Source organism: Coprobacillus cateniformis, assembly GCF_009767585.1.
Classification (GTDB): Bacteria; Bacillota_I; Bacilli_A; order Erysipelotrichales; family Coprobacillaceae; genus Coprobacillus; species Coprobacillus cateniformis.
In genome coordinates this window covers 2,071,219-2,097,268 of sequence record NZ_WSNW01000001.1, presented here as the reverse complement: position 1 = coordinate 2,097,268, position 26,050 = coordinate 2,071,219, and the positions used below count along the sequence as shown (strand labels likewise).

The following is a 26,050-nucleotide window of genomic DNA, read 5'->3' as shown; positions in this document are numbered from 1 at the left end:
TCTCTTTCCCCTATTTCCTATCTAATTTTGATAATAATTCTCCATCTTCAAAACCTTCTTCATCAGCTGCAATAAACTCATAAAGATATGCAATTTCACTAGTTGGAATCGTAATATTATATCTTTTTGATAACGTTTGAAAGGAATCATGAACATCTTGAATAAAAACATGATTATCTTTTTTGAAATCTTCTAAATTATTAAATTCAGTAATAGCTGATTTTGTAACAAGTCTTTCAATCAAGCAACAAACATGAATATATATTCCAATCAATGTTTTTCCACCAAATCTTTTTTGAAGATGCTCTTGTAATGTTTCAACTGCTAAACTAACATTATCTAATAAGACTTTTGGATTTAAGATTGTTAAATAACCAACGACATTTTGAAGAGTAAAATTCTTTCTTAAATCATCAAGTAATTGATTTAACTCATTTGGTTTTAAGTATTTAGATAAACGATTCATAATGACATCTATGTTATTACCAGAGATAATTTCCTCTAAGGCTATAAAGATCTGACCCTCAATATGTGGATTTGCTGTTCCAGTCATAAAGAGAACATTGTTGCTAGAAAAGAATTCATGATTTGCCCCACTTGCAAGCAATTGATTATAATCACATACCTCTAAATCAACTGGAACTTGAAGTGGAAAACTATTTTCAAATAATTCACGCATTCTTTGTGCCATATGAATGCCACTTTCACTTATAAATAAAATCGTATCATTCTTTTTACGATCAATGATTGTATAATGAGCAAGTGAATTTTCACTGACCTTTTGCAATGTTGTTTTGAGGTCTTTATCATTTAAAATACAGTTACCAACATTGAGTGCTAATCTTGTAGATACATTATTAATAACACCAACATTACAGTTAATTGCTGTACTTAGACTTTTTCCTAACTGTTCTAAAGACCCCATGTCCACCATAACAATAACATCAGCATTATGATTCATACGATTTAATCTTTCCATCAGGATTTCTTTAATCTCATCAACTGTGATATCTAATGGCATATCTACTGCATCAAAAACATATGTTTCAAGTAAACTATTCACTGCATCTGCAATACTCGTTGCAGTTGAATAGCCATGACAGACAATCATACCAAAAATCTTACGATTGGTTATTTCTGAATTATAATGATGTATATAAATCATCATAATTGCTGATAAGATATCCGTTGTATTGATTTCAAGATTTGTATACATGAGTCTTGTAATATCTTCAACAATCATAGATTCATTGAAAAGATGTGTTTTCATCTGATTTAAAGCATCATCAATTAAATTTCGATTATCCTGACGCCATTTTTGGATTGATGAACTATAAAGGTCATGTATATAAATTAATTTAGCTAAAGTACAACAAAATCCACTTGGTAAATTCATATAACGTTTCTTTAAAACAATATCTAAGATATTGGATAAAGAAATCTCTGTTCCTTTGATTCTCACAGGTGGAATTCTTTGTTTATAAGAAAGATAATCACCTAATAAATCAAAGTTATGTTTACTTTCTGTTAATGCTTCAAGAAAATGTTCTGTTTTTAAAAAAGGCTTAAAGATACGATTGAAATAATCTAATATAAAATCAATTTGTTCACTTTTTTTGTAAGTTGTTGTATCTATGTAAATAACATCTTCATCAATCATAATGGGCATTGTTGTTAAAAGGTGTTCTGGTAAATGATATGTATGTATAATAGCTTCACTTTTTCCTGCACTTTCTCTGAGTGCACTTGCACACATAATACGAATGGTTGATTGAAGTCCAATCATATTGTTATCATAGTCACCATTGACAAGAGCTCTGAGAACGACATTACTGATTTTTATTGTTTTCTCCATTTTCTTGCCTTCTTGTTGAATAAAGTGAATGATTAATTCTTCTTTTTCTTCATTGCTTTTCTCTTTTAATGATGGAACATTTAAAATAACAGGTATATTTTTAAGAAGTCTTTCATTTATGAATAAGTTTGGATTTGTATCACAAATAAACATATAACGAATAATTTTATTTTTGTATTGACCTCTATAGTGACTTTTATCCATTTCAATCAATTGACATAATCTATTTTGAAAATCTTCTGACATATGCTGTATTCCACAAAGCATAAAGACAATATGATCATATGAATCAATCATGCCTATTTTATTCTTCTGTCCAAAAACTTTATGAAGTAAATCTTCATTATGTCCTGGTGAAAATTCTAGTTTCATCAGTTTTGTATTTTCATCAATGACTCCTTTTCTTGCTGCATTATCAAATATCGTTGTACATAATGTCCGTTTGCCAGTTCCTCTTTCTCCATATACAATCATGGGTAATCCAGATGGTGGATATTCAAAGCTTTCTCTTAACTGTTTAATGACTCCAGCAAGTGATTTATCACTACCAATAATTTGTGAATAATCACCTTCCCCTTTTGAATGTGTAGCAACATATTCTTTGACTTCTTCTAAATCATAGAAATCTTCTTCTTGAAATGTTGTTTGATAGAGTTCTTCCATCTTTTTACGATGAAAGAAGTAGACTGGTCGTGAATTAATCTTCATGACTGATTTCTCTTTGACAAGTTCATTGAGATACTGACTTGCAAGGCTTCTGCTGATATGCATTTCATCACTTATTGATGAAGCAGTGAAATGATTGACTTGAGTAAAGTCGAAGTTCTCACTCAGATCACTCAGATAGCTTAATATAAGATCTTTTGTACTGTTGGCCATTTTTATCATCCTTTCATGAGTTTTCTGATTCATCCCTGCCTTACACTTCCAATATATCGTATTATGACATCTTATAACAATAGTGTTGAATTCTTTGACACACTTTCTCGTTTTTTTGATATTCTTGATTATTTTCAACACTCATCAACACATTTCGACACTGAAACAATGAAATTGTATAAGAGAGACGAATCTATCATTATTTTATCAATGCATATCAAGACTCTCAATTTTTTTCTTATTTAGAAATAAGAGTTGTTAAGTTAATAGCCCAATTCCCTTGGTTATAACGTTTCATTCCAAAATAAACACGAATCACTTGTTCCAGCTGACAAATGAAGAATACAAGTGCAATACTTTGAATATGAAAGAGATGTACACTTATAAAAGCTAAAGGAATACCAATAAGCCACATGAATCCACTATCTAAAATGGCCAATATTTTTGAATCACCACCCGCTCTTAATGATGAGAACACAATAACAATAAACATTCTCAAAGCAATTTTTAATGAGAAAACTTTGACAATGGCGATTGCTTGTCCAACAACATAAGAATCTTCTAACTGAAATATAGAGACGAGTTGATGCGAACATCCAAAAATAAAAACAATAGACATAACAGCCAAAATAGCTGCCATTCCAACAAAGTAGTTCCCTTCTTCCCTTGCTTTTTCTACATCACCAGATCCTAATGCAACGCCTAGCATAACTGCTGTTGCATTAGATATACCTGTCACCAGTGCATTAAAAACATCTGATAATTTCGCACCAACATAATACGCATCCATTGAACTTGTTCCTAGTGCTCCAAACGCTTTGACAAAAAGTGTTGAACCAAAGCCAAACATCAATTCATTCCATATTAATGGCTGAATTTTACGCATGATTGGCCTCACAAAGTGATAATCCAGCGAAAACATTTCATGAAATGTCCCAATGAATTCTTGCTTTGTTGCATAAGCATAAACAATATTGACAATAAGAACAAAACTTTGTGCTATGAGAGTCCCTATTGCTGCTCCTTGTATTCCTAATTCTGGGAATCCAAAATATCCAAATATTAAAACATAATTGACAAAAATATTGATTCCCATTGCAGCTATACCAATGATAAGAGGTACCTTTGTTTTTTGAATACTGCGATAAATATAACTAAATGAGAATCCTAAAGATAATGGTATATATGAAAACATGGCAATCATTAAATACTGATGACTATTTGCAATCACGTTAGGGTCCTGTATATAAAAAGCGATAATCTTTCTACCAAAGAGTGCTGCAATGAGTAGCCAGATAAGACCTATGCCAAGACCCAGAATAACGCTTAGTCCAAATGTTCGCTTGAGATTATCATGATCTTTAGCACCATAAAATTGTGCTGAAAAAATACCAGTTCCAGCAATTGCACCCCATGCAACTGCACTACATAATGTCTCAATTTGGACAGCTGTTCCAACTGCTGTCACCTGATGAATCCATGAGACCATTAAAGAATCAATAATTCCCATACAACTACTTACCAGTTGTTGAATGGCTAATGGGATAGCTAATAAACTCGCTCGTTTATAAAATGCTCTTGTTCCTATATAATGTTTCATAACATCCATTTTCACTCCCCCTTTCAACATAATCTCATTATAAATTTTTATAAATAAAATAAAAAAAGTGTTTGAAGACTCAACACTTTTTTGAGAATTCAAACACTCTTTTTCCTTTTTTCATAATTATCTTACAAATGAATATTTTTCACCAACAATATACTGTAAACTATAATGAACAGGGAATCCATTTTTATCCCCCATAATACCATCCATTACAAACAATGGTGCACCTACTGGAACTTGTAATAACTTCACATGTTCACCATTTGCAGTCGTGACAGTAATAACAGTTTTTAATGAGCGGTCACAAACAATTCTCTTTTTTTCTGCTAATAACTCATAAAGTGAACCAGTTAAAGGTTCATTCATTAAAAATCTATAATTCTGATAAGAATAATAATTATTCTCTATCATCAATGGAATACCATCTGCTAATCTTAATCTTTGAATATACAAAACCTGATCATTATCATTTAATTTTAAAAAGTTTTGCATACGATCATCTAATGGCAGGACCTCTCTTTTTAAGACAATTGAAGAACTTTGCATTCCTGCATTTTTACATGATTCAGTGAAACCAATACTATCTTCTAAAGGTCTAAAAAGTTTAGGTGTTGTTGCAAAGGTTCCCTTTCCCTGTTTCTTAATCAAATAGCCTTCTGACTCTAATTCAGCAAGTGCGTTTCTAACTGTAATACGACTGACATTGTATTTCTCACAAAGTTCATATTCTGATAAAATTTTCTCTCCCTTTTTAATTTCACCACTGTCGATTAATCCTTTAATCGTATTTTTTAATTGTAAATACAGGGGCATTGAATTATTATCATCTAATTTCATATTCTTACCTCACTTATGATACTTCTATTATATCCTTATTCAAAAGAAAAAGCGATACTTTACAGTTTATTCAAATAATTCAATAACCTCATGTAAAGAAGATAAAATAGCTATAGTCTGTTGTTGTTGAAGAGCTTGTGCGCCAATTAAATCCGGAATCATAATACAAGGTATATGAGCACGATAAGCCGCTTCTACCCCTACAGTTGAATCTTCTAAAACCAGGGCCTTATGACTTTCAACACCAAAGTGTTGAATCACTTTTTGATATATTTCTGGATTTGGTTTTCTGTGAGTCACTTCATCACCACATAGCATATAATCAAAGTGATGAAGCAAGTTCAGTCTCGTTAATCTTTCTATTGTTAAGTCTCTATTGGTTGCAGTTGCGACTGCTTTAGGAATTTGAAGATGATCTAAAAGTTCTAATAATTCATAGATCCCTGGCTTTGGATCAATTCTTTCTGCCAATAATTGTCTACCATAAATACGAGCTTCTTCCAAAATCATTTCTGCTTGTTGAGAACTATTCAAATCCTCAACAACAATTCTCTCAACTTCTTTACCGTTTCTTCCAACACATCTTAAAAAAGTTGTATACCCTAAATCACTAATCCCATGTTTTAAACCAACTTCCTGCCAAGCTTGTTGCCACCTTGCTTCAGTATCTAACATTAAGCCATCAACATCAAAAATAACAAGTTCTGGACGCATGATTATCCCTCTTTTCTTTTTATTCGTTTATAACATCTTATAACAACTTACATTCACAATATAACATTATATAACAAGTTAGTCAATGAATTTATAAAAAAACAGGATAACTTCATCTTATCCTGCGAGTATTTGATTTCTCTTCTTTTTATACAGTACATAACAAAGAACACTTATCATAATAACAATCACAATGATCATCATGAAACAATGCATAAAGAATGATTCAGGTAAAATTGTAATCACTGGATCAGTTGTATAATCAAAAATCCAATAATCATTTCTAAAGACAATGTTGTGAAAAATAACAAATGCTTTATCAAAATCTAATGCAACAAAAAATCCTAATACGGATGGAATAGCAACAGAAAAGAATGATGTTAATGGTAAGAAACGATATTCTTTTTGCTTCACATTCAAATAAATCATGACTGCTGATATAATTCCTGTAACAACAAAAGTGATTTGTATCATTTCAAAAACTCTTTTGACTTCTTCAAAATGAATTCTCCCTGTATTTGACATCACAAAGTCTGGCAAATTTAAACTCCCCTGATAGAAAATACTTTGATACTGAATAAGAACATCATAATTTTTTTGAATAACTTCTCGAGAAAGACCAGTTGATTCTGCAATCTTTAAATAATCAATATCAAAATAATATAACTGTTTAAAAAAAACAGTTATAATGACAGCTAAACAGATGATAAAGACTGTTAAGAAAAGCGCTAAGACAATATCCCTCTTTCTACTCTTCGTAAATAAAGTCTGCACCTTTTTGAACCTCTACTTTTGATAATTTTGGATAATTTTGCTGACGTAAAACCTCATATATACCAATAGCCACGCAGTTAGATAAATTGAGGCTTCTAACATTCCCATCCATTGGAATACGAACACATTCATCTAAATGATCTTTTAAAATATGATGTGGAATACCATCATGTTCATGTCCAAATAAAATATATTGATCTTGATCTGATACATAATTTTGATCTGTATAACAAAGTTTAGAATAACGTGTAAAGAAATGATAATCACCTGGATTTTGTGTTACAAATTCTTCCCAGTTTTCATAGATTTCCATTTCTAAATCTTTAATATAATCTAATCCTGCTCTTTTCATATGTTTATCATCTAATGAAAAGCCCATTGGTTTAATAATATGTAATTTTGAGTGTGTTGCTACACATGTTCTCATGATATTTCCAGTATTCTGTGGAATTGCTGGATGGACTAATACGATATGATTCATTTTCTACCTCCATTGACTACATCTTCTGTATTTTATCATAACATTACTAAATAAGAAATACCAAAACTATGTTTCTTTATTTGATGGAGAAAAATGTCAATTTTATTATTTGAAAAGTGATTGTTATAATGGAGTTATTAGACAGAGATGGAAGAGTTCTTATGAAAGTCATTTATCCTTATATATCAAAATAGTTTGAAAAAATTCCTTATTGCATTGCTCATACCAGCTATATGATATCTGTTATTTTTATAACATTTGACTTAATTGTTACATATAGTGCATTTGCAGAAACATCCTTTCGAAATCAAGATCAGGTGAAATCTATGACCAAATATATAATGATGAATTTATGTATCATCAGTTTCCTGTCATGGAACCAGATAATGAATAAAACAAAAGCAAATCATAGAAGAAATTATGGTTTGCCTTTTAATATTTGATATAGTTTTCTTAAAGCTTTTGCACGATGTGAATATTGATTTTTTTCTGCTAATGTTAATGCGGCAGATGTTTTATGTAACTCAGGTACATAGAAAATAGGATCATACCCAAATCCATTTTCTCCTTCTATATGATCATATATCTCACCATAAAAATATTCTTCAATTAAGATAGGATCTTCATGAGGTATACATAAAGCCATTGCACATACAAATCGAGCACCTCTTTCTTTACCTTTGACAGCATCTATAATATATTGATTCTTTATATCATAACTTGTATCATGTCCCATAAATCTTGCTGAATAAATACCAGGCGCTCCATTTAAGGCATCAACTTCTAAACCTGAATCATCTGCTAATGTTGGTTTATTAATCATATCACAAATTGTTTGTGCTTTAATCAAAGCGTTCTCTTGAAATGTTTGACCAGTTTCTTCAATATCTATTTCTTTTTCAAAAACATCTTGAATTGAACGAACTTCAATACCAATTTCATTCAACATTGCTTTTATTTCCTTGATTTTCCCTTGATTGGTAGATGCTATAACAATTTCTTTCATATTTTTCACTCCATTCCTAATGCAATTTTTACTTCCTTAATAGGCATTTTTTGCCCAGTCCAAAATTCAAAAGATACAGCCCCTTGATATAAAATCATTCCTTCACCATTCATATACTCTAGCCCCAATCTTTCTGCCATTTTTAATAGTTTCGTTTGAGCTGGCTTATAAATGATATCTGCTACTTTTAATTGATGAGACAAATACGATTCATCAATCAAGCACTGATCAACATTTGGACTCATCCCAACATTTGTTGTTTGAACTAATAAATAGGCATCCTTTAAATCCTGTTTTAACTCATCTTTATTACTCAAAGATTTTAAATGAATGTCACAATTTAACTTTTGATTAAGCTCCTCTATAAAAGGTTTCTCACTACGATTATAAACAACAATCTCTTTTGCACCTTGTAACGCCATCTCTACAATGATTGCACAAGCAGCCCCACCTGCCCCTAAGACAACAATCTTTTCATTTTGAATATGCCATCCTCTTTCTTCACATGCCATGACAAATCCTTTTCCATCACTGATATGTCCAATTAATTTTCCATTCACATTTTTGACTGTATTAACTGCCTGACAAAGTTTTGCCTCAGTTGTCAAATCATCTAAATAATCCATAATTTTTAATTTATATGGCATAGAAACATTAAATCCTTTGATATTTAATGTTTTGACACTGGTTATATAATCAGATAGCTGATTTTCTGCAACTTCAAATGCTAAGTAAACATCATCTATTCCTAATGTTTGAAATGCTGTATTATGCATCATTGGTGAAAATGAATGTCTGATTGGATTCGCAACAATCCCATATAAACCTGTATATCCTGTAATCCTATTTTTCTTCTTTTCCAAAAGCTCCTCATCCCCTTTTTGATATATACTTTGAAATCCATATGACTCTAATATCTTTTTAGATGGTATATTTAGCGGATCAATATAAGCAACTATTCTTTGAACTGTCATTGTCTCTACAATCTTCATCAGCTCATAACAAATCTGCTTCCCATACCCTTGACGCCAATATCTTGGATAAATCATATATCCAACTTCAACACCATGATAATATGGTTTTAAACATCCAACACCTACTAAAAGATCTTGATCAAAGCCTAAATAATATCCATATTTGAGATCATGGTTCCATGAAGTGATTATTTCCCATTTTTCTTTCATTTCCTGTTCACTCAAAACATCTCCTGTAATCATCTTCATAACATCTTTATCTTGATAAAAAGATTTGATAATTGGATAATCATCATAAGTCATAAGTACAAGTTCCACAGAAATCACTCCATTCTCCTCTATTATATAGCAAACTTCTACGACTACAAAGAAAAAGTAACAACTTTTAAAGCACCCTTTATGGATTTTAACTACAAAACATATAAAGCCATACATTTAAAATTTATTTTTATATTTGAATATGTAAGTGGAGATTTCTTTATGACTTGAAAGTATTCGTAATTTTTAAATCACTTTTTTCTCTCTATAAACTTGTGAATAATTACTTATTGTTTAATCATATTGCTCCGATGTCGAAATATGTCGTAAAACAAAGGTTGAATAATGTTGACTGTATATGATATGGAGGAATATAATTTAAGTAGAAAAAAGGGAGAGGAAACCATAGAAAAGCGTTGATATCAAGGGAGGGATAAACGTTTACAATGCTTTAATTTTATTATTAAATTAATAAAACCTATAATATAAAATATTGTTAATTCCTCTTTCTTAGAATTAAAAAGGAGGAGTTTGTTATGTTAAAAAAGTTTCTAAGGTTATGTAGTGCAGTTTCATTATCTTTGTGTTTATCTCTTGGCATGAATTCATCAGTATTTGCTACTGATACGACAGAAAATATTGATGAAGTAACCCACTCTTATTCTTCGTATACTTTATCTAAGGAGGAAATAGAAGAAAATATCAGAAAACAACTTGAAAATGCGAATTCTGTTTCTCCTCGCATGGATGAATATCTCTATGAATATGTGAATATAGGAACAAGTATGACTTCAAAATCCAAATATTATCTAGCTCAAAATCAGCCATCAAATGGTGTCGTGTTTGAGAGTGGAGGAGGAAGCATAAATTGGAAAGATACCTCTTATGTCGCTGACACAGTTTCTTTTTCAGTTGGGTTCTCTGGTAAATACACTTCTGTTTCTATTGGTGTTACTCCTGGTACACGTGTGACAGAAGGTACGTATTCATTTTCCCCACAAATTAATTCAAGTCAAATTGGTAAACGTGTTAAACTGTATGTTGCAAAAGATTATAAAGTCTATCGATATGCTGTTTATCGTTACAATAAGTATTCGCCATCTAATAAAGTTTTTGTTCGTTATCAAGATACTCCGAGTACTTCAACTATTTATTTTGATATAAGAACAATTGGTTAAATAGACTCATGAAAAAAAATATTATTGGCGTAATATTGATTGTATTAAGTTTATTTTTTGGATTTTTTATTGGTAAGAATACAAACAACGAACAAAACAAACCAGCTAGTAACGATATACTTGTAAGTGGAAACTATGTAAATAATCAAATTGAAAAAATATATATTAACTTAAAACTTAATGAAAAAATAATAGAGTACTATGATGGTAATGATTATCTGACTTCTCATCGTTATAATATTTTTAACGATAAAGTTATTTTATGCCAGTTAGAAAAAATTGGTGATTGTATATTCATTTCTGAATCAGACAAATCGCTATTGATGATTTATAAAGTTGATGGCAAATGGATTTCAAGTGTATATCATTTTCGTGGTCATGAATTTGTTTATTTTGAACATACAGATTAATCTTTCATGTAAGTGTTTGTATGTTTGATGTGAAAAAATAGCTTAGTATGAATTCATTTATAGTGCTTTAAATAATTAAAAGTAAAAATGGGACAAAATTTATTTTGTCTCATTTTTTATGAAAGAATACACTTAAAAACAGTACAATTGGAAATAAATAGGTAACAAATGTTTATAAAACCCTATAATATAATAAATTCTTTTTTAGATTATGAAAATAATTTCCCTTTTCTCTCTTTTCTTTATATAATAGATACGTAGATTACGGGAGGATATAAAAATGATTAAAAAGCTCATTATGAATGCTGATGATTTTGGAATGACTCAAGGAAATTCAATTGGAATTTTAATGGCTCATGCGCAAGGTATTTTAACTTCTACAACATGTATGATGAATATGCCCTATGCTGAGTTTGCACTAAAGGAAGCTAAAAAATTTCCTAAATTAGGCGTAGGAATACACTTTGTATTAACTGTTGGTAGACCTTTAGTAGAAGGTGCTAAGTCTTATACTGATAAAGATGGTAACTTCATTAGACCTAAAGACTATCCAGACAAACAACCACATGCTGATCCTGAAGAACTTTATGTAGAATGGAAAGCTCAAATGGAAAAATACATCGAAGTCGCAGGACATAAACCAACTCACATTGATTCTCATCACCATGTTCATTTATTACCATGGCATGTAGAAGTCGCAAAAAGACTTGCAAAAGAGTATGATTTACCAATGCGTCAAAGAGAACAAGTCTTAGATACTTATGAATATGCACGTTGTGATGATCGTATGTATGGAGATGATGCTAATTATGACTTTGTAACAAAAGCATATAGTGTAGATGATGAAATATTAGAATTCATGTGTCACCCAGCATATGTTGATCAAAGACTTTATGATATGACTAGTTATTGTTTACCTCGTATGAAAGAACTGGAATTAATTCTTTCACCTGAATTAAAACAATTTGTAGTTGATCATAATATTGAATTAATTAATTTCTCAGATATCAAAAAAATGGCCGAATAGCCATTTTTCTTTTACCATTTTTTATGTACATCTTCCTGTGTAATAGATCTAATCACTTCACAAGGGTTACCAGCTGCAATAACATAAGGAGGAATATCATGGGTCACAACACTCCCAGCCCCTATAATCGCACCTTGATTAATTTTAACTCCTGGTAAAATGGTCACATTTCCACCAATCCACACATTATCATAAATAGTGACTGGTTTTGCATATTCTAAACCTTTTATTCTTTGAACTTCATTATATGGATGAGCAGCAGTATAAATCTGCACATTAGGTCCTAGTATAACATTATCACCTATAGATACTTTTGCCTTATCTAATATTGTTAGATTGATATCACTATAGAAATTCAAACCAATTTCAATATTATATCCATAACTACAATGAAAAGGCTGCTCAATACATAATTTTCCTTTACATTTTAAGAGTTTCTTAAGAATCAAATCTCTTTCATCTCTATGTAAAGGACTTAAACGATTATATTCATATAACATACCTTGACAAAACTCTCTATCTTTATAGAGTTCACTACTATAAGGTTGATAGAGATGCCCATCAAGCATCTTTTCTTTTTCGCTCATACTTTCACCTCACTTTGATAACACTCTTCTATTTGGTCTAACAATGCCTGACAATCATAAGTTGCAAAAGTGATTGGATTAATACTTTTCACAATAATAGGCTTGTATTGTTGTGCCAATTGAATCACTTTATAACGTAGTTGTGGAGCAACTAAAATGATATCATAGTCATGATAAACATCATCTAAATGATATGCTGGTGATGCTTTAATAATATAAGGCAATTTATTCAATTCACAAAATGTATTCATTTTCTCAGCAAAAAATCCTGTTGTCATTCCCCCTGTACAACAAAGTAATATCTTCTTTTCCTTAACTTGATTATCTTCAGTAAGTTTATCAATCATTCTATAAAATAAGTCTTTAGCAAAATGAAAATTAGAAAATTGATAATGTAAATAAAACAATAATTTCTCATCTTCCTTGATAGCTTCTTCAACAATACCAATTGGCCATATCACAAGCCTTGCTACCTTTTGCTGATAAAAGATTTTATATGTTCTTTCATCGTATTCTTCAAGTGTTAAACGAGGATCATTAAGGACTTGAAAATATACCCATTTCTTAAATACTTCTATATTCTCTTTACGATAGAAATCATCCATGATCCTCACCTCTTTTTTAATTATACTAAAATCTATAAAAAAAAGAAATGCCAAGAAATAAACTTAACATACTTTCTTCTTTTAAAAACAAAGATTTTTTAACAATACAAAAAAGATAAAACAATTATTAGATATCTACTTATAATTATTTCATCTTCAAAATATTATTATTCTTCTTTTAAAATGAGAGTTTTTCTCCATTGCTTTCAATAACTTTTTTATACCAGTCAAAAGATTTTTTCTTTCTTCTTTCCAATGTTCCTTGTCCTTGATCATCTTTATCAACAAAAATAAAACCATAGCGCTTACTCATTTCACCTGTACTCGCTGCCACCAAATCAATACATCCCCAGGTTGTATAACCCATCAAATCGACACCATCTTCAATCGCATCTTTCATTGCTTTGATATGTTCTCTTAAATAATCAATACGATAATCATCATTGATTGAACCATCCTCTGCAATTTCATCTTTAGCACCCAATCCATTTTCAACAATAAACAATGGTTTTTGATAACGATCATATAAAGCATTTAAAGTAATTCTTAGTCCTAAAGGATCAATTTGCCATCCCCAATCAGATGTTTGTAAGTAAGGATTTTTAACAGACTTGACAACATTCCCATCTGTCATTCCCATTTTTGGATTTGCACTGGCACAACGTGACTGATAATAACTAAATGAAATAAAATCTACAGGATATTGTTTTAAAATTTCTAAATCACCATCATGAATATCCAAATGAATATCTTTTTCCTTGAATACTCTTTGTGAATAACTTGGATAATATCCTCTTGCTTGAACATCTATAAACATTAGGTTTTCTCTATCCTTATTCATTGCTAACCAAACATCATTAGGATCACAACTATATGGATAGAATTGTCCACCTGCTAACATACATCCCACTTTATTATTTGGATTGATTTCATGTGCTATTTTTGTAGCCAAAGCACTTGCTACTAATTCATGGTGAGCAGCTTGATATTTGACTTGTTCACGATTTTCACCTGGCTGAAAACTAATTCCCGCCCCTGAAAAAGGTGAATGTAATAAAATATTAATTTCATTAAATGTTAACCAATATTTGACTAATCCATCGAATCTTTCGAAACAGACTTTCGCATATTTCGTAAAACAGTCAATCATTTCACGACTTTTCCATGAATCATATTTTCTAACTAAACCCATTGGGACATCAAAATGACATAATGTAACTAACGGTTCAATACCATACTTTTGACATTCTTTAAACATGTCAGTATAAAAAGCAATTCCTGCTTCATTAGGCTTTGATTCATCACCATTTGGAAATATTCTTGCCCATGCAATAGATGTTCTGAATGTTTTAAATCCCATTTCAGCAAATAAAGCAATATCTTCTTTATAATGATGGTAGAAGTCAATCGCTTCATGACTCGGATAATTTTCACCAGGTATTTCTTCAACTGGATACATATCTCCCAGTTTTACAAACATTCTCTTTTCACCATGAGGAATCATATCAACAGTTGTTAAACCTTTGCCATCTTCAAGATAAGCACCTTCGGCCTGATTGGCTGCAATCGCTCCACCCCATAAAAAATCTTTAGGAAATCCCATAACTTCTCTCCTTTATCTGTTAATTCTTGATGTTCCTGCTTCCATAAATGATTCAATTTCAGCAATATGAAACGTATTGGCATCGCCATGAATTGTATGTTTTAATACTGAAGCACAACATCCAAATTCCAAACTATAATCAATATCTTTCTGATTCAATAATCCATAAAGAACCCCTGAAAGATAAGCATCTCCTCCACCTACACGATCAACAATGTCATCAATATGATAAGTTTGAGAAATATGTAAACAATTATCATATAAATAACCTGTTAAATCATTCACACTTGTTGAAAGGATATCTCTTTTTGTACATGTGATATATTGAATATTTGGATACATCTTTTTTATTTGTTGGTAATAATCCGCTAATTGTTTTTCAAAAGTCTCTTTAGAACTTGTTAATCCAAGAAAATTTTGTGCATCTAAATGTCCTGCTGATAAAATAGTCACATAAGGTAAGATTTGTTTGAAAGCTTGTCCAGCTTCCTCAATTGTCCACATTTTGGCACGATAATTACTGTCATAAACGACACATTTATTATTTCCTCGGCAATATTCAAGCATTTTCAGCACAGCCTGACGAACTGTCTCATTTAATGCTACTGTTATACCAGATACAACAAAAATATCAATATCCTTAAAAAGGTCTTCCATATCAATGTCATCCAAACAAAATGATGTCATGGCACTATACTTACGATCATAAATGACCTGACTTGTACGATTGCCACTGCCATTTTCTAAAAAGTAACTGCCAATTCTCATATCATTTCTTAAAATCTGTGTTGTATCAACATCATACTTTTTTAAATATGAAATGACTGCATCTCCTAATGCATGATTCGGTAATTTGGTTAATAATGTTGTATCAAAGCCATACTGTGCTAAACTTACAGCAATATTTGTTTCACTTCCACCAATATGAACTTGGAAATCAAGTTCACTAAAGCGATGTCCTTTATGTGTTGAATATCGCAGTAAAGTTTCTCCCATACATAACACTCTCATGGTTATTTCGCCTCTCTTGTACGACTAACATACTGACTTGCTATTTCAGTGACTTCATCAAACTTTCCTTGAGCCCCCAATTTATTTAATTCGCCACCAACACCAATTGCATCAACACCAGCCTTAAACCAATCCTGAACATTGTCTAAATTGACACCACCAGTCACCATTAAAGAAACTTGTGGCAAAGGAGAGCGAATAGCCCCTATATATCCAGGTCCAAAGGCACTGCCAGGGAATAATTTAATGATTTCACTACCTGCTTCCATTGCTGTGACAATTTCTTTAATTGTCATACATCCAGGAATATACGGAATACCATAACGATTACAAAGAATAGCTGTCTCTTTATCAAACGAAGGAGAAACGATATATTTTGCACCTGCAAGAATAGCCATTCTGGCTGTTGGTGCATCTAAAACAGTCCCAGCTCCAATACACACTTCCTGATCTTCTTTATAGATTTCACAAAGCTGTTTGATAATTTCAGAAGCACTGGTATTTGTATAAGCCATTTCAATAGCTTTTAATCCACCTTTAATACAAGCTTTAGAAATTTCAATTCCTTCTGATAAACTGTGACCTCTAACCACAGCAACAACACCTTGTTTTTTTAATTCCATAATTGTTTCTGATTTTTTCATGATGACATTCCTCCTGTTAATAATGTAAATAAGACAATCATATAAATAATACAGACAGCTGTTTGTATCCCTTTTTCATTTTTATTAAATTCTGAATTTTTGTTCCATATACGATACAAGGCATAGGGAGGAAACAAAATATTAAATATATAGGTAATGATTTTATATAGTGTAAATACACGAATAGCATTAGGATCAGGTTTATTTAACTTTTCACGTAATTCAACGATATGTTTTTGACGTTCTGTTAAGCCATCCATTTGACCTTTCTTTTGTTTCTTTGTTGCCATTATTTCATATACCCACCTTTCATTGGTGAAACTGCATGCTCTGTATAAAGTGCCAATACACCTTTTTGATATTTAGGTGTTTTAGGTTGCCATTTGGTTTTTCTTTCTTTTAAAATTTTATCAATCAAATCCAATGGTGTTCTCTTTCCATGAATACCAACAATATTTAAAGAACGATTTTTCACGCTAATTTCAATCAAATCACCATCTTCAACAAGTGCAATTGGGCCACCACTGGCAGCTTCTGGTGATATATGTCCAATCGCTGGTCCTTTACTTGCTCCTGAAAAACGTCCATCAGTTAATAAAGCAATAGAAGCAGATAATTTAGGATCACTAGAAATAGCTTCCGTTGTATAGAACATTTCAGGCATTCCACTTCCTTTAGGTCCTTCATAACGAATAAATACAGCTTCCCCAGGATGAATATAATGTTTTAAAATAGCATCAATAGCATCTTCTTCACAATCAAACACACGAGCTGATAAAACGACTTCATGCATTTCTCTAGGAACTGCAGAATGTTTGACAACTGCACCTTCAGGAGCTAAGTTTCCTTTTAATATGGCAATTGCACCTTCTTCATTTAAAGGTTGTGTGATAGGATAAATAATATCTTCTCTTTTCACATGAATATCTTTTAAGAAAGCATAACATTTTTCATAATAGCCATTGCATTTTAACTCTTTTAAGTTTTCACCTAATGTTTTTCCAGTGACAGTCATCACATCAAGGTGCAAATGTTCTTTGATTGCTTCCATGATGGCAGGTGTTCCTCCTGCATAGTAATAATATTGAGCAGGATAGAAACCACTCGGTCTTAAATTAAGTATATATGGAATTTTACGATGAATTCGATCAAAATCATCACCTGTTAATTCAATTCCTGCTTCATGTGCAATTGCTGGCAAATGCAATAATGCATTTGTTGATCCAGCAATGGCAGCATGAACCATAATTGCATTTTCAAAAGCATCTTTTGTTAAAATATCAGAAGGTTTAATATCTTTTTCAACCAAGAATTTCATATGCTCACCGATGTTTTTCGCAACATCTTTTAATGCTTCACTTGTTGCTGGAAGTAAAGATGAACCTGGCAATGCCAAACCAAGTGCTTCAGCCATGATTTGCATTGTGGTTGCTGTCCCAATAAAACTGCAGGCTCCACAACTTGGGCAAGCATTGTGTTTATAATAATTAAACTCATCTAAAGTAATCTCACCACGCTGATATTGAGCAGAATATTTACCAATCTGTTCTAATGTTAATAAATCTGGTCCTGCATTCATGACACCACCAGGAATCATAATAGCTGGTGCATTCAATCTCGCAATTGCTTTTAAATGAGCGGGTACAGCTTTATCACAACTTGATAAAAAGACACAGCCATCAAATGGTGTCGCACAATACTGAATTTCAATCATATTGGTCATCATTTCTCTTGAACATAATGAATAATTAATCCCATCATGACCTTGAGCTTCTCCATCACAAATATCGGTTGTATAATATTTTGCACCTTTGGCATTGACTGCTTGAAGACTTTCTTCAACATACCCTACCAATTCATTAAGATGCACACTTCCTGGGTGAGAATCCCCATAGGTACTTCCAATAAAAATTTGCATTTTTTCTAATTCTTCTACTTTCCAACCTGTTCCAATTCTTAATGGATCTAATTCAGGTGCTATCTTTCTTAATTCCTGGCTTTTCAATGCTCTAACCTCCTTCTTTATTTATAAATGTTCTCTTCATCCTCTATTTCAAATTCTCTTGTTTGAATCATATTTTGATAAAAGTAAGCTGATTTTTTAAGATGTCTGTTACGGTTATCTTCTAAATCTATTTCAACTAATCCATAACGATTTTTAAAAGCATTCATTGGAGAAACATTATCTGTAAATGCCCATAACATATAACCTTTACAATTTGAACCTTCTTGAATACCTCTTAATAACCAATCTAAATGCATCTTGATAAATTCAATACGATAATTATCTTGAATCATACCTGTTTCATCTTTATACTGCTTTTCATTTTCCACACCCATGCCACTTTCAGCAATAAACCATTCAAAGTTATTGTAATGATTTTTCATACGCATTGCCATATCATACATGATTTTTGGATAGATTTCCCAGCCACGATGAGGATTCATCTTCTTTCCTGGCATATTAAAATCTTCATAGTAGAAATCTGGATGGAAAGGCGCATCGGGATGAATCGCTGTTGTACGTTCCTTGACACGATTTGGATGATATAAGTTAATACCAACCCAATCCACTGTATTGTTTTGGATAATTTCTAACTCTTCTGTCGTATAATCCATTAAAATATCATGTTGATTGAGTAAATCAAAGAATCCTTCTTCGTAATGTCCTAAAATGGCAGGATCTAAGAATACACGGTTATAGAATAAATCGTATTTATCAGCCGCCTCTAAATCTCTAGGACTATTACCTCTAGGATAAGCTGTTTCTACATTGACAATTGTCCCAAACTTGCCACCATCAATGCGATAACCACCTTCCTTATAAACTTTCATAATCATATTTGTGGCAAGAGCCTTGTTATAATTCCACTGCATCCATGCTTTACTATCCTGATAAAATGGATAACGTAAAGCATCTAAATGAATTCTTGTTTGAACAACCACAGGTTCATTAAAAGCAAACCAATACTTCACTTTATGTCCAAATCTTTGAAATGCTTTTTCAGCATATCTTACAAATAAGTCAACCACATGTTTGCTGGCAAATCCATCATACTTTTTGAATAATTCACCTGGTATTTCATAATGTTCTAAACATACCATTGGTTCTATCCCTTGAGCAATCAATTCATCTAACATAGCATCATAATAAGCAGCATAATCTTCATCAACAATCACATTCTCATAATCAATTAAAAATCTTGACCAATTGAGTGATGTTCGATAACAATTCATGCCAATCTCTTTCATATAACCAATATCTTCCTGATAACGATGATAATAATCCGTAGCAATTGCTGGCCCATAACCGTTGTGCCATACATCTTTATTTTCTTTATACCATAAATCTATATATGAATCTTGATGTTCTTTTTTTCCTGTCCAACCTTCAGTCTGCCAAGCACTGGCAGCAGCCCCTAAGAAAAAATCATCAGGTAACTTTATTCTTCTTTTCATCTTATTTTCCTTTCAAAGCATCAATAATCCCACCTAAGTACATAGCTCCAAGTGCACGATCATATAAACCATAACCTGGTTTTCCTTTTTCTCCCCAAATCATCCGTCCATGATCTGGTCTTATATAACCTTCAAAACCAGTTTCTATATATGCTTTCATTAATTCAACCATATCAAGTGATCCACAACTTGAATAATGAGCGCTTTCTTCAAAAGAACCATCTGCCAATAATTTCACATTTCTGACATGTGCAAAGTGAATTCTTTTCATTGCTCCATATTTCCTAATTAATTTTGGCATATCATTGAACGTAGCACACCCTAATGAGCCACTACATAATGTGAGACCATGATGAATATCATCATATAAATTGAGAAATCTATCTAGATTTTTTTCATTTGTAATAATTCTTGGTATTCCAAAAATTGACCATGGTGGATCATCTGGGTGAATGGCCATATTGACATCACAAGCACTTGCAACTGGCAAAATTTCTTCAATAAAATATTGTAAATTTTCCCATAGCCCTTCTTCTCCTTGAATTTTATAGGCCTCTATCAATTCACTAACCTCTTCAACAGAATAAGATGCATCCCACCCTGGTAAACTTAGTTTTGTTGGATCAAGTTGATCCACTTCTTCTTTATAATAAACCAAAGCATATGAACCATCAGCTAATTGGTGATCTATTGATGATCTTGTCCAATCAAAAACTGGCATAAAATTATAACAAATACATTTGATTCCACACTTTGCTAAATTTCTAATTGTTTCTTTATAATTATCAATATATCTTTGATAATCATTTCTTTTTAATTTTATATCCTCATGAACTGGTACGCTTTCAATCACTTCTAATTCCAAGCCAGCATTATGAATAACTTTTTTTAGTTCCTGTATTCTCTCTATTGGCCAAACTTCACCAACAGGTATATCATAAATAGCACTAACAACTCCTGTCACATTAGGAATCTGTTTAATATTCTCTAAAGTCACTGAATCATCTTCGCCATACCAACGAAACGTCATTTTCATATTTTTATACCCCTTTTACCCAAGAGTGTAACCAAGTTTTACTGAAATTTTATCAGCAACATCCTTAACTACTAACCCTAAATCATCTAAATCAATTTGGCTCTCATAAAAACCAACACAGCTGATTGCTGCAATGACTTTACCATCATGATTTCTGATTGGTGCAGCTGCTGCAACTTGCTGTAATGTATCTTCACGATCACTTTTAGCATATCCTTTTATTCTTACTTCTTTAAGTTGATCTAAATACTTTTCAACAGATGTAATTGTATATTCTGTATAAGCAACAAAATCTGTTCTTTGAATAGCTCTCTTTAAATCTTCATCTGTTCCAAAAGCAACCATAACTTTTCCAAGTGCTGATGAATGAATAGAACGGCGACTTCCAATATTAGCAGTCGTGATGATTGTTTTTTCTGATTCATACTTATATAGATATGTCACCATATCATCATCTAATATTGACATAAATGTTGTTGCCTGCATTCTATTTGCTAAATCAATTAAATCGTTTTTAGCTATATTGACGATATCTGTATCATTTAAATAACTGCTTCCAATTAAAAAAGATTGAAGACCTATTTTATATTTTGTTATACCTGACTGATTATCTTCAATAACCATGTTTTTGTAAACAAGTGTCTTCATAATATCGAAGATACTTGATTTGGGAGAATCTAACATAGACGATAATTGAGCTAGAGTATATCCCTCTTTACTTTTTGAAAGAAGTTCTAAAATATCAATAGCTCTTAATAATGTTCTGTTTAATTTCATGGTAATATCACATCCTTTATATATAACATAATCATATCATAGGTCTATCTAAACATAAATACAAACCACCCTTAGGGTGGTCATATTTATTCTGCTTCAGCATTTTTCAATTGTTGTTTATTTGCTGCCATAACAAATGGAATGTAAATCAAAATTGATACAGCAATACAAAGCAATTGAGTAATGACAGCTGTCATACTTCCACCAGTGGCTAACCAGGCACTTAAGATTGGTGGTGTTGTCCATGGAATAGCATAAACCAAAACATCAGCAAATCCTATAACTGTCAAGAAATAAGCAATTGCTCCAGTAATTAATGGTGTAATAATAAATGGAATAGCCATAATAGGATTTAACATAATTGGCAAACCAAATGTCATTGTTTCATTAATATTAAAGATACCAGGAGCAAGAGAGAGCTTGGCAATTCCTCGATAATCTTCACGTTTAGAGAATAAGAAAATTGCAACAACCAAACCAATAGTCACACCAGAACCACCCATAGACATGTAAACATCCCAAAATGACATATTGATAATATTTAAATCACCTCGTACAAAATTTCCAGAGTTAACCAAATCAGTGTTAGCAATAATTGCAGCATTCAGCAATGGTTCACGAACTGGTTTAATAATTTGGTTACCATGAATACCAATAACCCAAAATAATTGAGCAACTAACATTAAAATCAATAATCCAGGTAAGCCTTGCATAACAGCTTCTAATGGTTTTTGTAACATTGTATAAATAATGTCATATAAAGTCATTCCAGTCAGTTGAGTGACACCAAAATTAACTGCTGAACATAAAATAATAGTGATCATAGCTGGAAATAACACGTTGAAAGATGTTGCAACATTTCCTGGTACTGAATCTGGCATTGAAATTTTTAATTTTCCAGATTTAACAAACCATGAGAAGAATTCAACAGATATCATAGCAATAACCATACCTAAGAATAATCCTCTTGCAGCAGTATAGTTCTTACCAAAAACATCTGCAACTTGAATAATATCCCCACTTTCTAGTGTAAAGTCAATTGTTGTAGGACAACAAGCAACATATGAACACAATGCGATAACAGCTGGAGCAAATGTATTAATACCATTTTTCTTACCAAGTTCTAACCCAATAAGGACAACTGCTCCAATTGTAAAAAAGTTTAATGTTGCATAATTTGCAGCATTGAAGATAGGTGATAAAACTTCTAGCCAAGCAAATCCTGATACTTTAGCCAAAGAAATTCCATCTGTTGTTGTAGAACAAATAACATTTGTAACAAGTGTACAAAATGCTCCAGTAATAATGACAGGCATTAATGTTGAGAACGCATTTTTGATAGCACTCATATATTTTTGATTACTGATTTTATCAGCAATAATGAGCAACTTCTCAGTTGCAGCTTCGGATAACCCCATTTCCTTTTCCTCCTCTTATCCGTATTTACGAATACTATACGTAATTTCGTATTACATATTTAATATAACCGCTTTCAGATAATTCGTCAATGCTATTTTGATAAATTTCTACACTTTTTTCACACGTCCAAAATGACGAATAATGATATGCGAATATACGGAAAATAAAAGGAAATCTCTTATTTTAAGAGCTTTCCTTAGTCACTTATTTTCAATTGTTCAAAATGTAATTCTTAAATTCTTGATAGATTATATTCTGATAAATCAAATACTTTATCTAACTGTTTAAAAGAGCATTGTTCTAACCAATATGTTGAATTATCTGAATATTTTTCTGAACAATTGTTTGATATGATTCTCATTTTGCTTTTCTTCTCTTTCAATATTATAATATGCAAGAAAATTATCTTGGAACTTTCTTTATTGAAGCCATATGTATTTCAATAAACGACTTCTGCTTTGTGACGATATCATTATAGCCTAAAACATAATCACATAGTCTCCTACGAAAGTTCTTTCTATGGTGCAAAAGTAGTAAAAGAAATAATCAGACAAAACAGCGAAATTCTTTCTTTTATTTTTATGTTCTGAGTCATTTGACTTGTAATTCTTTCTAAAGAAATAATCCCTCTACTCATATAAACTCATTTTTCTTATTATCTATAATAATTATATAATTTCATATAAGTTCATGTCTTCTTTTCATTTATTTTAAATTCTTATAAGTGATTAATTTTATATCATGATTATGAATATAAGAGATAATATCTTTATCAAGCATTGCTTGTAAATCCTTTATTCTTCTTAATGTTAATGTTGTTTCTTCAAACAACTGATAATCAATATAACCACAATGTCCAATATAATAATAGGTTTGATTGTTTTTTAATACAGGTAAATCATCTTCAAGCAAATGCTTTGTAATATCAATATCTATTTGATCTTGTAAGTTGCTTCCTTTTGTACCCATGAATGTTGTTGGTAAACAAGGATAGTGTAACATCATATCCATTGAATGATAAATTCCATATTTTTGAGCAATTTTCTGCGCTGCTTTATATGTATTTGGTGTCAATAATGAATGGGGATGGATATACTCTGGTAAACGACCTATAATCTCAATAAATCTTTTGACTTGATTTTCTGTCTCTAGGTAGATTTCATGATAAGGATAAGGATCGATTTCAAATGTTGTGATAAGATTTTCATAAGACACTATTTTATGTTTTTGAGAAATATCTGTTGATTTATAAAAATCTCCATTTTCATCAACGAGATGAGGAATAAGTTTGGGATCACTGACTGGTTTCCCACACACATAATTAATATCTATTCCTAAACAAACATCCATATTTTTAATATCTTGTGCCGCCTGATAGGAACAAGGCATATTGATAAATATTCCAGTATTTCTAATGATTCCGTTTTGAATACCTTCTCTAATTCCAGCTGAAACACCAGGCGTAATTCCATAATCATCACTTTGTACTAATAACTGAATCATTGTTTCTTCCCTCCTTTTTATCATCAAATCCAAAAATCATCGCTAAGGAAAGTGTCAAAACAAATGCAATCACACAAGCAATAATTCCCTGTGGTAAACTGTTTGCGTTCTCACCTGCAAAGCCTAGTGCAATTGCAATATTTCCTGAACCTACAAAGTAAACAGCTACATTCATTAAACCTGCATAAAATCCTCCTGCAAAACCACCTGCTAACATATACAAAATTGCCTTTTTATATCTCAATATAATACCAAATAGAGTCGGTTCACTAATTCCACCAATTGTAAGCGTCACAAATGAAGTTAAGGCATTTCCTTTTTCTTCAGCTCCCTTAGATTTCATTAAATATGTTAAACCAATTGCAATCATAGGATAATTAGAAATAAATGCACCGACTAAGATACTATTATCAAATCCCATTGTTGCAATATATGTTAACGCAATTGCAATTAAAGCCTGATGCATTCCAGTAACAATTAACAATGGCCAACAAGCTGCAATAATAGCAATTGAGAAAGGTCCTACCAATGTATGTAAACTTACCAATCCATCTGCTATTCCTTTTCCTAAAATCGCTCCAATTGGTCCTAATATACACAATGCAATTGGTAACATAATTAATAATGTCAATAAGGGAAAGAGTAATGCTCTTAAAGCATTTGGAATAACTTTGTTTAAACCTTTTTCAACATAAGACATCATCCACACAATCAAAATCATAGAAACAAAGTTAGATGAATATGTTGTTAAATACATAGGGATTCCATAAACGGTAAATGCTTCACCAGTATTGACAATTTCTATTAAAGTTGGATGTAGTAACACACCAGCAATAAATAATGCCATAGGAATATTTGTTTGAAACTTCTTAGCTGCTGCATAAGCCACATAAATGGGGAAGAAATAAAATCCCGCATCTCCTACAAATGTGAGTAAGCGCATGAAATCACTTGTTTCACTCATGATATTCAACATAGATGGCCCTAATACCGCAACAATCAGTTTCACCAAACCAGCCGCAGTAATAATTGGTAACATAGGAGCCACACATCCGCCAATCACATCTAGTACATTATTTAAAATAGATTTTGGTGTTAGTTTCTCTTTCTTTTGAGATATATCATCCACAATCTCATCAATTCCTTCATGAATTTCAAAGCCAGCAATTTGGCATAATTCTTTATAAACATTTTCTACTTCTGATCCAATAATAATTTGATATTGTGTTCCAACTGTTTTTGTTCCAACAATACCTGTCATTTTCTGAATGTCTTCATCTTGAATCAGTCCTTTATCTTTAGGTGTAATACGTAATCTTGTCATACAATATGTCACATATGTGACATTGTCCTTTCCACCAACAAATTCTAATATACGACCCGCTTTTTCTTGAATGTTCATCATTT

Annotated in this window: 25 protein-coding genes; 3 read left to right on the top strand and 22 right to left on the bottom strand. The window is 31.5% G+C overall.

What is annotated here, in order from left to right:
- Positions 1 to 10 precede the first annotated feature (10 nt).
- From GQF29_RS10465 to aroE, 8 genes are all read right to left on the bottom strand, one after another.
- Entirely contained in the window at positions 11 to 2,734 is a 2,724-nt protein-coding gene (locus GQF29_RS10465) for a PRD domain-containing protein (RefSeq protein ID WP_160340805.1), read from the bottom strand.
- A 238-nt stretch (positions 2,735 to 2,972) separates the two neighbouring features.
- The gene (locus GQF29_RS10460) at positions 2,973 to 4,343 is read right to left on the bottom strand and encodes an MATE family efflux transporter (protein ID WP_008787267.1); all 1,371 of its coding nucleotides are present in this window, start codon (positions 4,341 to 4,343) and stop codon (positions 2,973 to 2,975) included.
- A gap of 117 nt (positions 4,344 to 4,460) precedes the next feature.
- A complete protein-coding gene (locus GQF29_RS10455; RefSeq protein WP_160340804.1) occupies positions 4,461 to 5,177 on the bottom strand; it encodes a GntR family transcriptional regulator in 717 nt (238 codons plus the stop codon).
- A gap of 66 nt (positions 5,178 to 5,243) precedes the next feature.
- Positions 5,244 to 5,891 (bottom strand): HAD family hydrolase, encoded by a 648-nt coding sequence (locus GQF29_RS10450; RefSeq protein ID WP_160340803.1) that lies wholly within the window; start codon positions 5,889 to 5,891, stop codon positions 5,244 to 5,246.
- Positions 5,892 to 6,008: 117 nt separating this feature from the next.
- Complete coding sequence (locus tag GQF29_RS10445) at positions 6,009 to 6,665, bottom strand: TIGR01906 family membrane protein (RefSeq protein ID WP_008787264.1); 657 nt, start codon at positions 6,663 to 6,665, stop codon at positions 6,009 to 6,011.
- Positions 6,640 to 7,146, bottom strand: a complete 507-nt coding sequence (locus tag GQF29_RS10440; protein ID WP_054688841.1) for a tRNA (cytidine(34)-2'-O)-methyltransferase — start codon at positions 7,144 to 7,146, stop codon at positions 6,640 to 6,642. Before GQF29_RS10440 ends, GQF29_RS10445 begins: the two co-directional genes overlap by 26 nt.
- A 418-nt stretch (positions 7,147 to 7,564) precedes the next feature.
- Positions 7,565 to 8,152: an XTP/dITP diphosphatase gene (locus GQF29_RS10435; RefSeq protein ID WP_054688844.1), complete on the bottom strand. Its 588-nt coding sequence runs from the start codon at positions 8,150 to 8,152 to the stop codon at positions 7,565 to 7,567.
- Positions 8,153 to 8,157: 5 nt separating this feature from the next.
- Positions 8,158 to 9,444 carry a shikimate dehydrogenase gene (aroE, locus tag GQF29_RS10430; RefSeq protein WP_336603414.1) on the bottom strand — a complete coding sequence of 429 codons (1,287 nt, stop codon included), beginning with the start codon at positions 9,442 to 9,444 and terminating at the stop codon, positions 8,158 to 8,160.
- A 476-nt stretch (positions 9,445 to 9,920) separates the two neighbouring features.
- On the opposite strand from aroE, the gene GQF29_RS10425 reads away from it, so the two are divergent.
- The 3 genes from GQF29_RS10425 to chbG all read left to right on the top strand — a co-directional run bounded on the left by GQF29_RS10425 (position 9,921) and on the right by chbG (position 11,999).
- Positions 9,921 to 10,562 (top strand): hypothetical protein, encoded by a 642-nt coding sequence (locus GQF29_RS10425; RefSeq protein ID WP_054688846.1) that lies wholly within the window; start codon positions 9,921 to 9,923, stop codon positions 10,560 to 10,562.
- Between the two features lie 8 nt (positions 10,563 to 10,570).
- Positions 10,571 to 10,972, top strand: coding sequence for a hypothetical protein (locus tag GQF29_RS18640; RefSeq protein WP_236916419.1), 402 nt, complete (start codon positions 10,571 to 10,573; stop codon positions 10,970 to 10,972).
- A 280-nt stretch (positions 10,973 to 11,252) separates the two neighbouring features.
- A complete protein-coding gene (chbG, locus tag GQF29_RS10420) occupies positions 11,253 to 11,999 on the top strand; it encodes a chitin disaccharide deacetylase (protein ID WP_008787259.1) in 747 nt (248 codons plus the stop codon).
- 11 nt (positions 12,000 to 12,010) lie between these two features.
- On the opposite strand, the gene GQF29_RS10415 is transcribed toward chbG, so the two are convergent.
- From GQF29_RS10415 to GQF29_RS10355, 14 genes are all read right to left on the bottom strand, one after another.
- Positions 12,011 to 12,586, bottom strand: coding sequence for a sugar O-acetyltransferase (locus GQF29_RS10415; protein ID WP_160340802.1), 576 nt, complete (start codon positions 12,584 to 12,586; stop codon positions 12,011 to 12,013).
- Entirely contained in the window at positions 12,583 to 13,191 is a 609-nt protein-coding gene (locus GQF29_RS10410; RefSeq protein ID WP_008787257.1) for a PTS sugar transporter subunit IIB, read from the bottom strand. Before GQF29_RS10410 ends, GQF29_RS10415 begins: the two co-directional genes overlap by 4 nt.
- Before the next feature lie 178 nt (positions 13,192 to 13,369).
- A complete protein-coding gene (ascB, locus tag GQF29_RS10405; RefSeq protein ID WP_160340801.1) occupies positions 13,370 to 14,794 on the bottom strand; it encodes a 6-phospho-beta-glucosidase in 1,425 nt (474 codons plus the stop codon).
- A gap of 12 nt (positions 14,795 to 14,806) precedes the next feature.
- Positions 14,807 to 15,790: a sugar kinase gene (locus tag GQF29_RS10400; protein ID WP_236916418.1), complete on the bottom strand. Its 984-nt coding sequence runs from the start codon at positions 15,788 to 15,790 to the stop codon at positions 14,807 to 14,809.
- A 17-nt stretch (positions 15,791 to 15,807) separates the two neighbouring features.
- Positions 15,808 to 16,449, bottom strand: a complete 642-nt coding sequence (locus tag GQF29_RS10395) for a bifunctional 4-hydroxy-2-oxoglutarate aldolase/2-dehydro-3-deoxy-phosphogluconate aldolase (protein WP_008787254.1) — start codon at positions 16,447 to 16,449, stop codon at positions 15,808 to 15,810.
- Positions 16,446 to 16,739 carry a hypothetical protein gene (locus GQF29_RS10390; RefSeq protein WP_008787253.1) on the bottom strand — a complete coding sequence of 98 codons (294 nt, stop codon included), beginning with the start codon at positions 16,737 to 16,739 and terminating at the stop codon, positions 16,446 to 16,448. Before GQF29_RS10390 ends, GQF29_RS10395 begins: the two co-directional genes overlap by 4 nt.
- A complete protein-coding gene (gene ilvD / locus GQF29_RS10385; protein WP_008787252.1) occupies positions 16,739 to 18,454 on the bottom strand; it encodes a dihydroxy-acid dehydratase in 1,716 nt (571 codons plus the stop codon). The genes GQF29_RS10390 and ilvD overlap by 1 nt, the downstream gene beginning before the upstream one ends.
- Before the next feature lie 17 nt (positions 18,455 to 18,471).
- Positions 18,472 to 19,908 (bottom strand): glycoside hydrolase family 1 protein, encoded by a 1,437-nt coding sequence (locus tag GQF29_RS10380; RefSeq protein ID WP_008787251.1) that lies wholly within the window; start codon positions 19,906 to 19,908, stop codon positions 18,472 to 18,474.
- 1 nt (position 19,909) lies between these two features.
- Positions 19,910 to 20,944, bottom strand: a complete 1,035-nt coding sequence (gene uxuA / locus GQF29_RS10375) for a mannonate dehydratase (RefSeq protein ID WP_008787250.1) — start codon at positions 20,942 to 20,944, stop codon at positions 19,910 to 19,912.
- Positions 20,945 to 20,959: 15 nt separating this feature from the next.
- Positions 20,960 to 21,721, bottom strand: coding sequence for an IclR family transcriptional regulator (locus tag GQF29_RS10370; RefSeq protein WP_008787249.1), 762 nt, complete (start codon positions 21,719 to 21,721; stop codon positions 20,960 to 20,962).
- A gap of 86 nt (positions 21,722 to 21,807) precedes the next feature.
- Entirely contained in the window at positions 21,808 to 23,139 is a 1,332-nt protein-coding gene (locus GQF29_RS10365; RefSeq protein ID WP_008787248.1) for a PTS sugar transporter subunit IIC, read from the bottom strand.
- A 233-nt stretch (positions 23,140 to 23,372) separates the two neighbouring features.
- Complete coding sequence (locus GQF29_RS18855; protein ID WP_270601355.1) at positions 23,373 to 23,501, bottom strand: hypothetical protein; 129 nt, start codon at positions 23,499 to 23,501, stop codon at positions 23,373 to 23,375.
- A 344-nt stretch (positions 23,502 to 23,845) separates the two neighbouring features.
- Positions 23,846 to 24,643, bottom strand: a complete 798-nt coding sequence (locus tag GQF29_RS10360; protein ID WP_008787247.1) for a ChbG/HpnK family deacetylase — start codon at positions 24,641 to 24,643, stop codon at positions 23,846 to 23,848.
- The gene (locus GQF29_RS10355; RefSeq protein WP_236916417.1) at positions 24,618 to 26,045 is read right to left on the bottom strand and encodes a PTS transporter subunit EIIC; all 1,428 of its coding nucleotides are present in this window, start codon (positions 26,043 to 26,045) and stop codon (positions 24,618 to 24,620) included. The genes GQF29_RS10360 and GQF29_RS10355 overlap by 26 nt, the downstream gene beginning before the upstream one ends.
- Between the last annotated feature and the right edge of the window lie 5 nt (positions 26,046 to 26,050).

Excerpts from the sequence above, each read along its gene's own strand:
- GQF29_RS10465 (WP_160340805.1), bottom strand. The coding sequence starts at position 2,734 with ATGGCCAACAGTACAAAAGATCTTATATTAAGCTATCTGAGTGATCTG.
- GQF29_RS10460 (WP_008787267.1), bottom strand. The coding sequence starts at position 4,343 with ATGGATGTTATGAAACATTATATAGGAACAAGAGCATTTTATAAACGA.
- GQF29_RS10455 (WP_160340804.1), bottom strand. The coding sequence starts at position 5,177 with ATGAAATTAGATGATAATAATTCAATGCCCCTGTATTTACAATTAAAA.
- GQF29_RS10450 (WP_160340803.1), bottom strand. The coding sequence starts at position 5,891 with ATGCGTCCAGAACTTGTTATTTTTGATGTTGATGGCTTAATGTTAGAT.
- GQF29_RS10440 (WP_054688841.1), bottom strand. The coding sequence starts at position 7,146 with ATGAATCATATCGTATTAGTCCATCCAGCAATTCCACAGAATACTGGA.
- GQF29_RS10435 (WP_054688844.1), bottom strand. The coding sequence starts at position 8,152 with ATGAAAGAAATTGTTATAGCATCTACCAATCAAGGGAAAATCAAGGAA.
- GQF29_RS10425 (WP_054688846.1), top strand. The coding sequence starts at position 9,921 with ATGTTAAAAAAGTTTCTAAGGTTATGTAGTGCAGTTTCATTATCTTTG.
- GQF29_RS18640 (WP_236916419.1), top strand. The coding sequence starts at position 10,571 with ATGAAAAAAAATATTATTGGCGTAATATTGATTGTATTAAGTTTATTT.
- chbG (WP_008787259.1), top strand. The coding sequence starts at position 11,253 with ATGATTAAAAAGCTCATTATGAATGCTGATGATTTTGGAATGACTCAA.
- GQF29_RS10415 (WP_160340802.1), bottom strand. The coding sequence starts at position 12,586 with ATGAGCGAAAAAGAAAAGATGCTTGATGGGCATCTCTATCAACCTTAT.
- GQF29_RS10410 (WP_008787257.1), bottom strand. The coding sequence starts at position 13,191 with ATGGATGATTTCTATCGTAAAGAGAATATAGAAGTATTTAAGAAATGG.
- ascB (WP_160340801.1), bottom strand. The coding sequence starts at position 14,794 with ATGGGATTTCCTAAAGATTTTTTATGGGGTGGAGCGATTGCAGCCAAT.
- GQF29_RS10400 (WP_236916418.1), bottom strand. The coding sequence starts at position 15,790 with ATGGGAGAAACTTTACTGCGATATTCAACACATAAAGGACATCGCTTT.
- GQF29_RS10395 (WP_008787254.1), bottom strand. The coding sequence starts at position 16,449 with ATGAAAAAATCAGAAACAATTATGGAATTAAAAAAACAAGGTGTTGTT.
- GQF29_RS10390 (WP_008787253.1), bottom strand. The coding sequence starts at position 16,739 with ATGGCAACAAAGAAACAAAAGAAAGGTCAAATGGATGGCTTAACAGAA.
- GQF29_RS10380 (WP_008787251.1), bottom strand. The coding sequence starts at position 19,908 with ATGAAAAGAAGAATAAAGTTACCTGATGATTTTTTCTTAGGGGCTGCT.
- uxuA (WP_008787250.1), bottom strand. The coding sequence starts at position 20,944 with ATGAAAATGACGTTTCGTTGGTATGGCGAAGATGATTCAGTGACTTTA.
- GQF29_RS10370 (WP_008787249.1), bottom strand. The coding sequence starts at position 21,721 with ATGAAATTAAACAGAACATTATTAAGAGCTATTGATATTTTAGAACTT.
- GQF29_RS10365 (WP_008787248.1), bottom strand. The coding sequence starts at position 23,139 with ATGGGGTTATCCGAAGCTGCAACTGAGAAGTTGCTCATTATTGCTGAT.
- GQF29_RS18855 (WP_270601355.1), bottom strand. The coding sequence starts at position 23,501 with ATGAGAATCATATCAAACAATTGTTCAGAAAAATATTCAGATAATTCA.
- GQF29_RS10360 (WP_008787247.1), bottom strand. The coding sequence starts at position 24,643 with ATGATTCAGTTATTAGTACAAAGTGATGATTATGGAATTACGCCTGGT.
- GQF29_RS10355 (WP_236916417.1), bottom strand. The coding sequence starts at position 26,045 with ATGAACATTCAAGAAAAAGCGGGTCGTATATTAGAATTTGTTGGTGGA.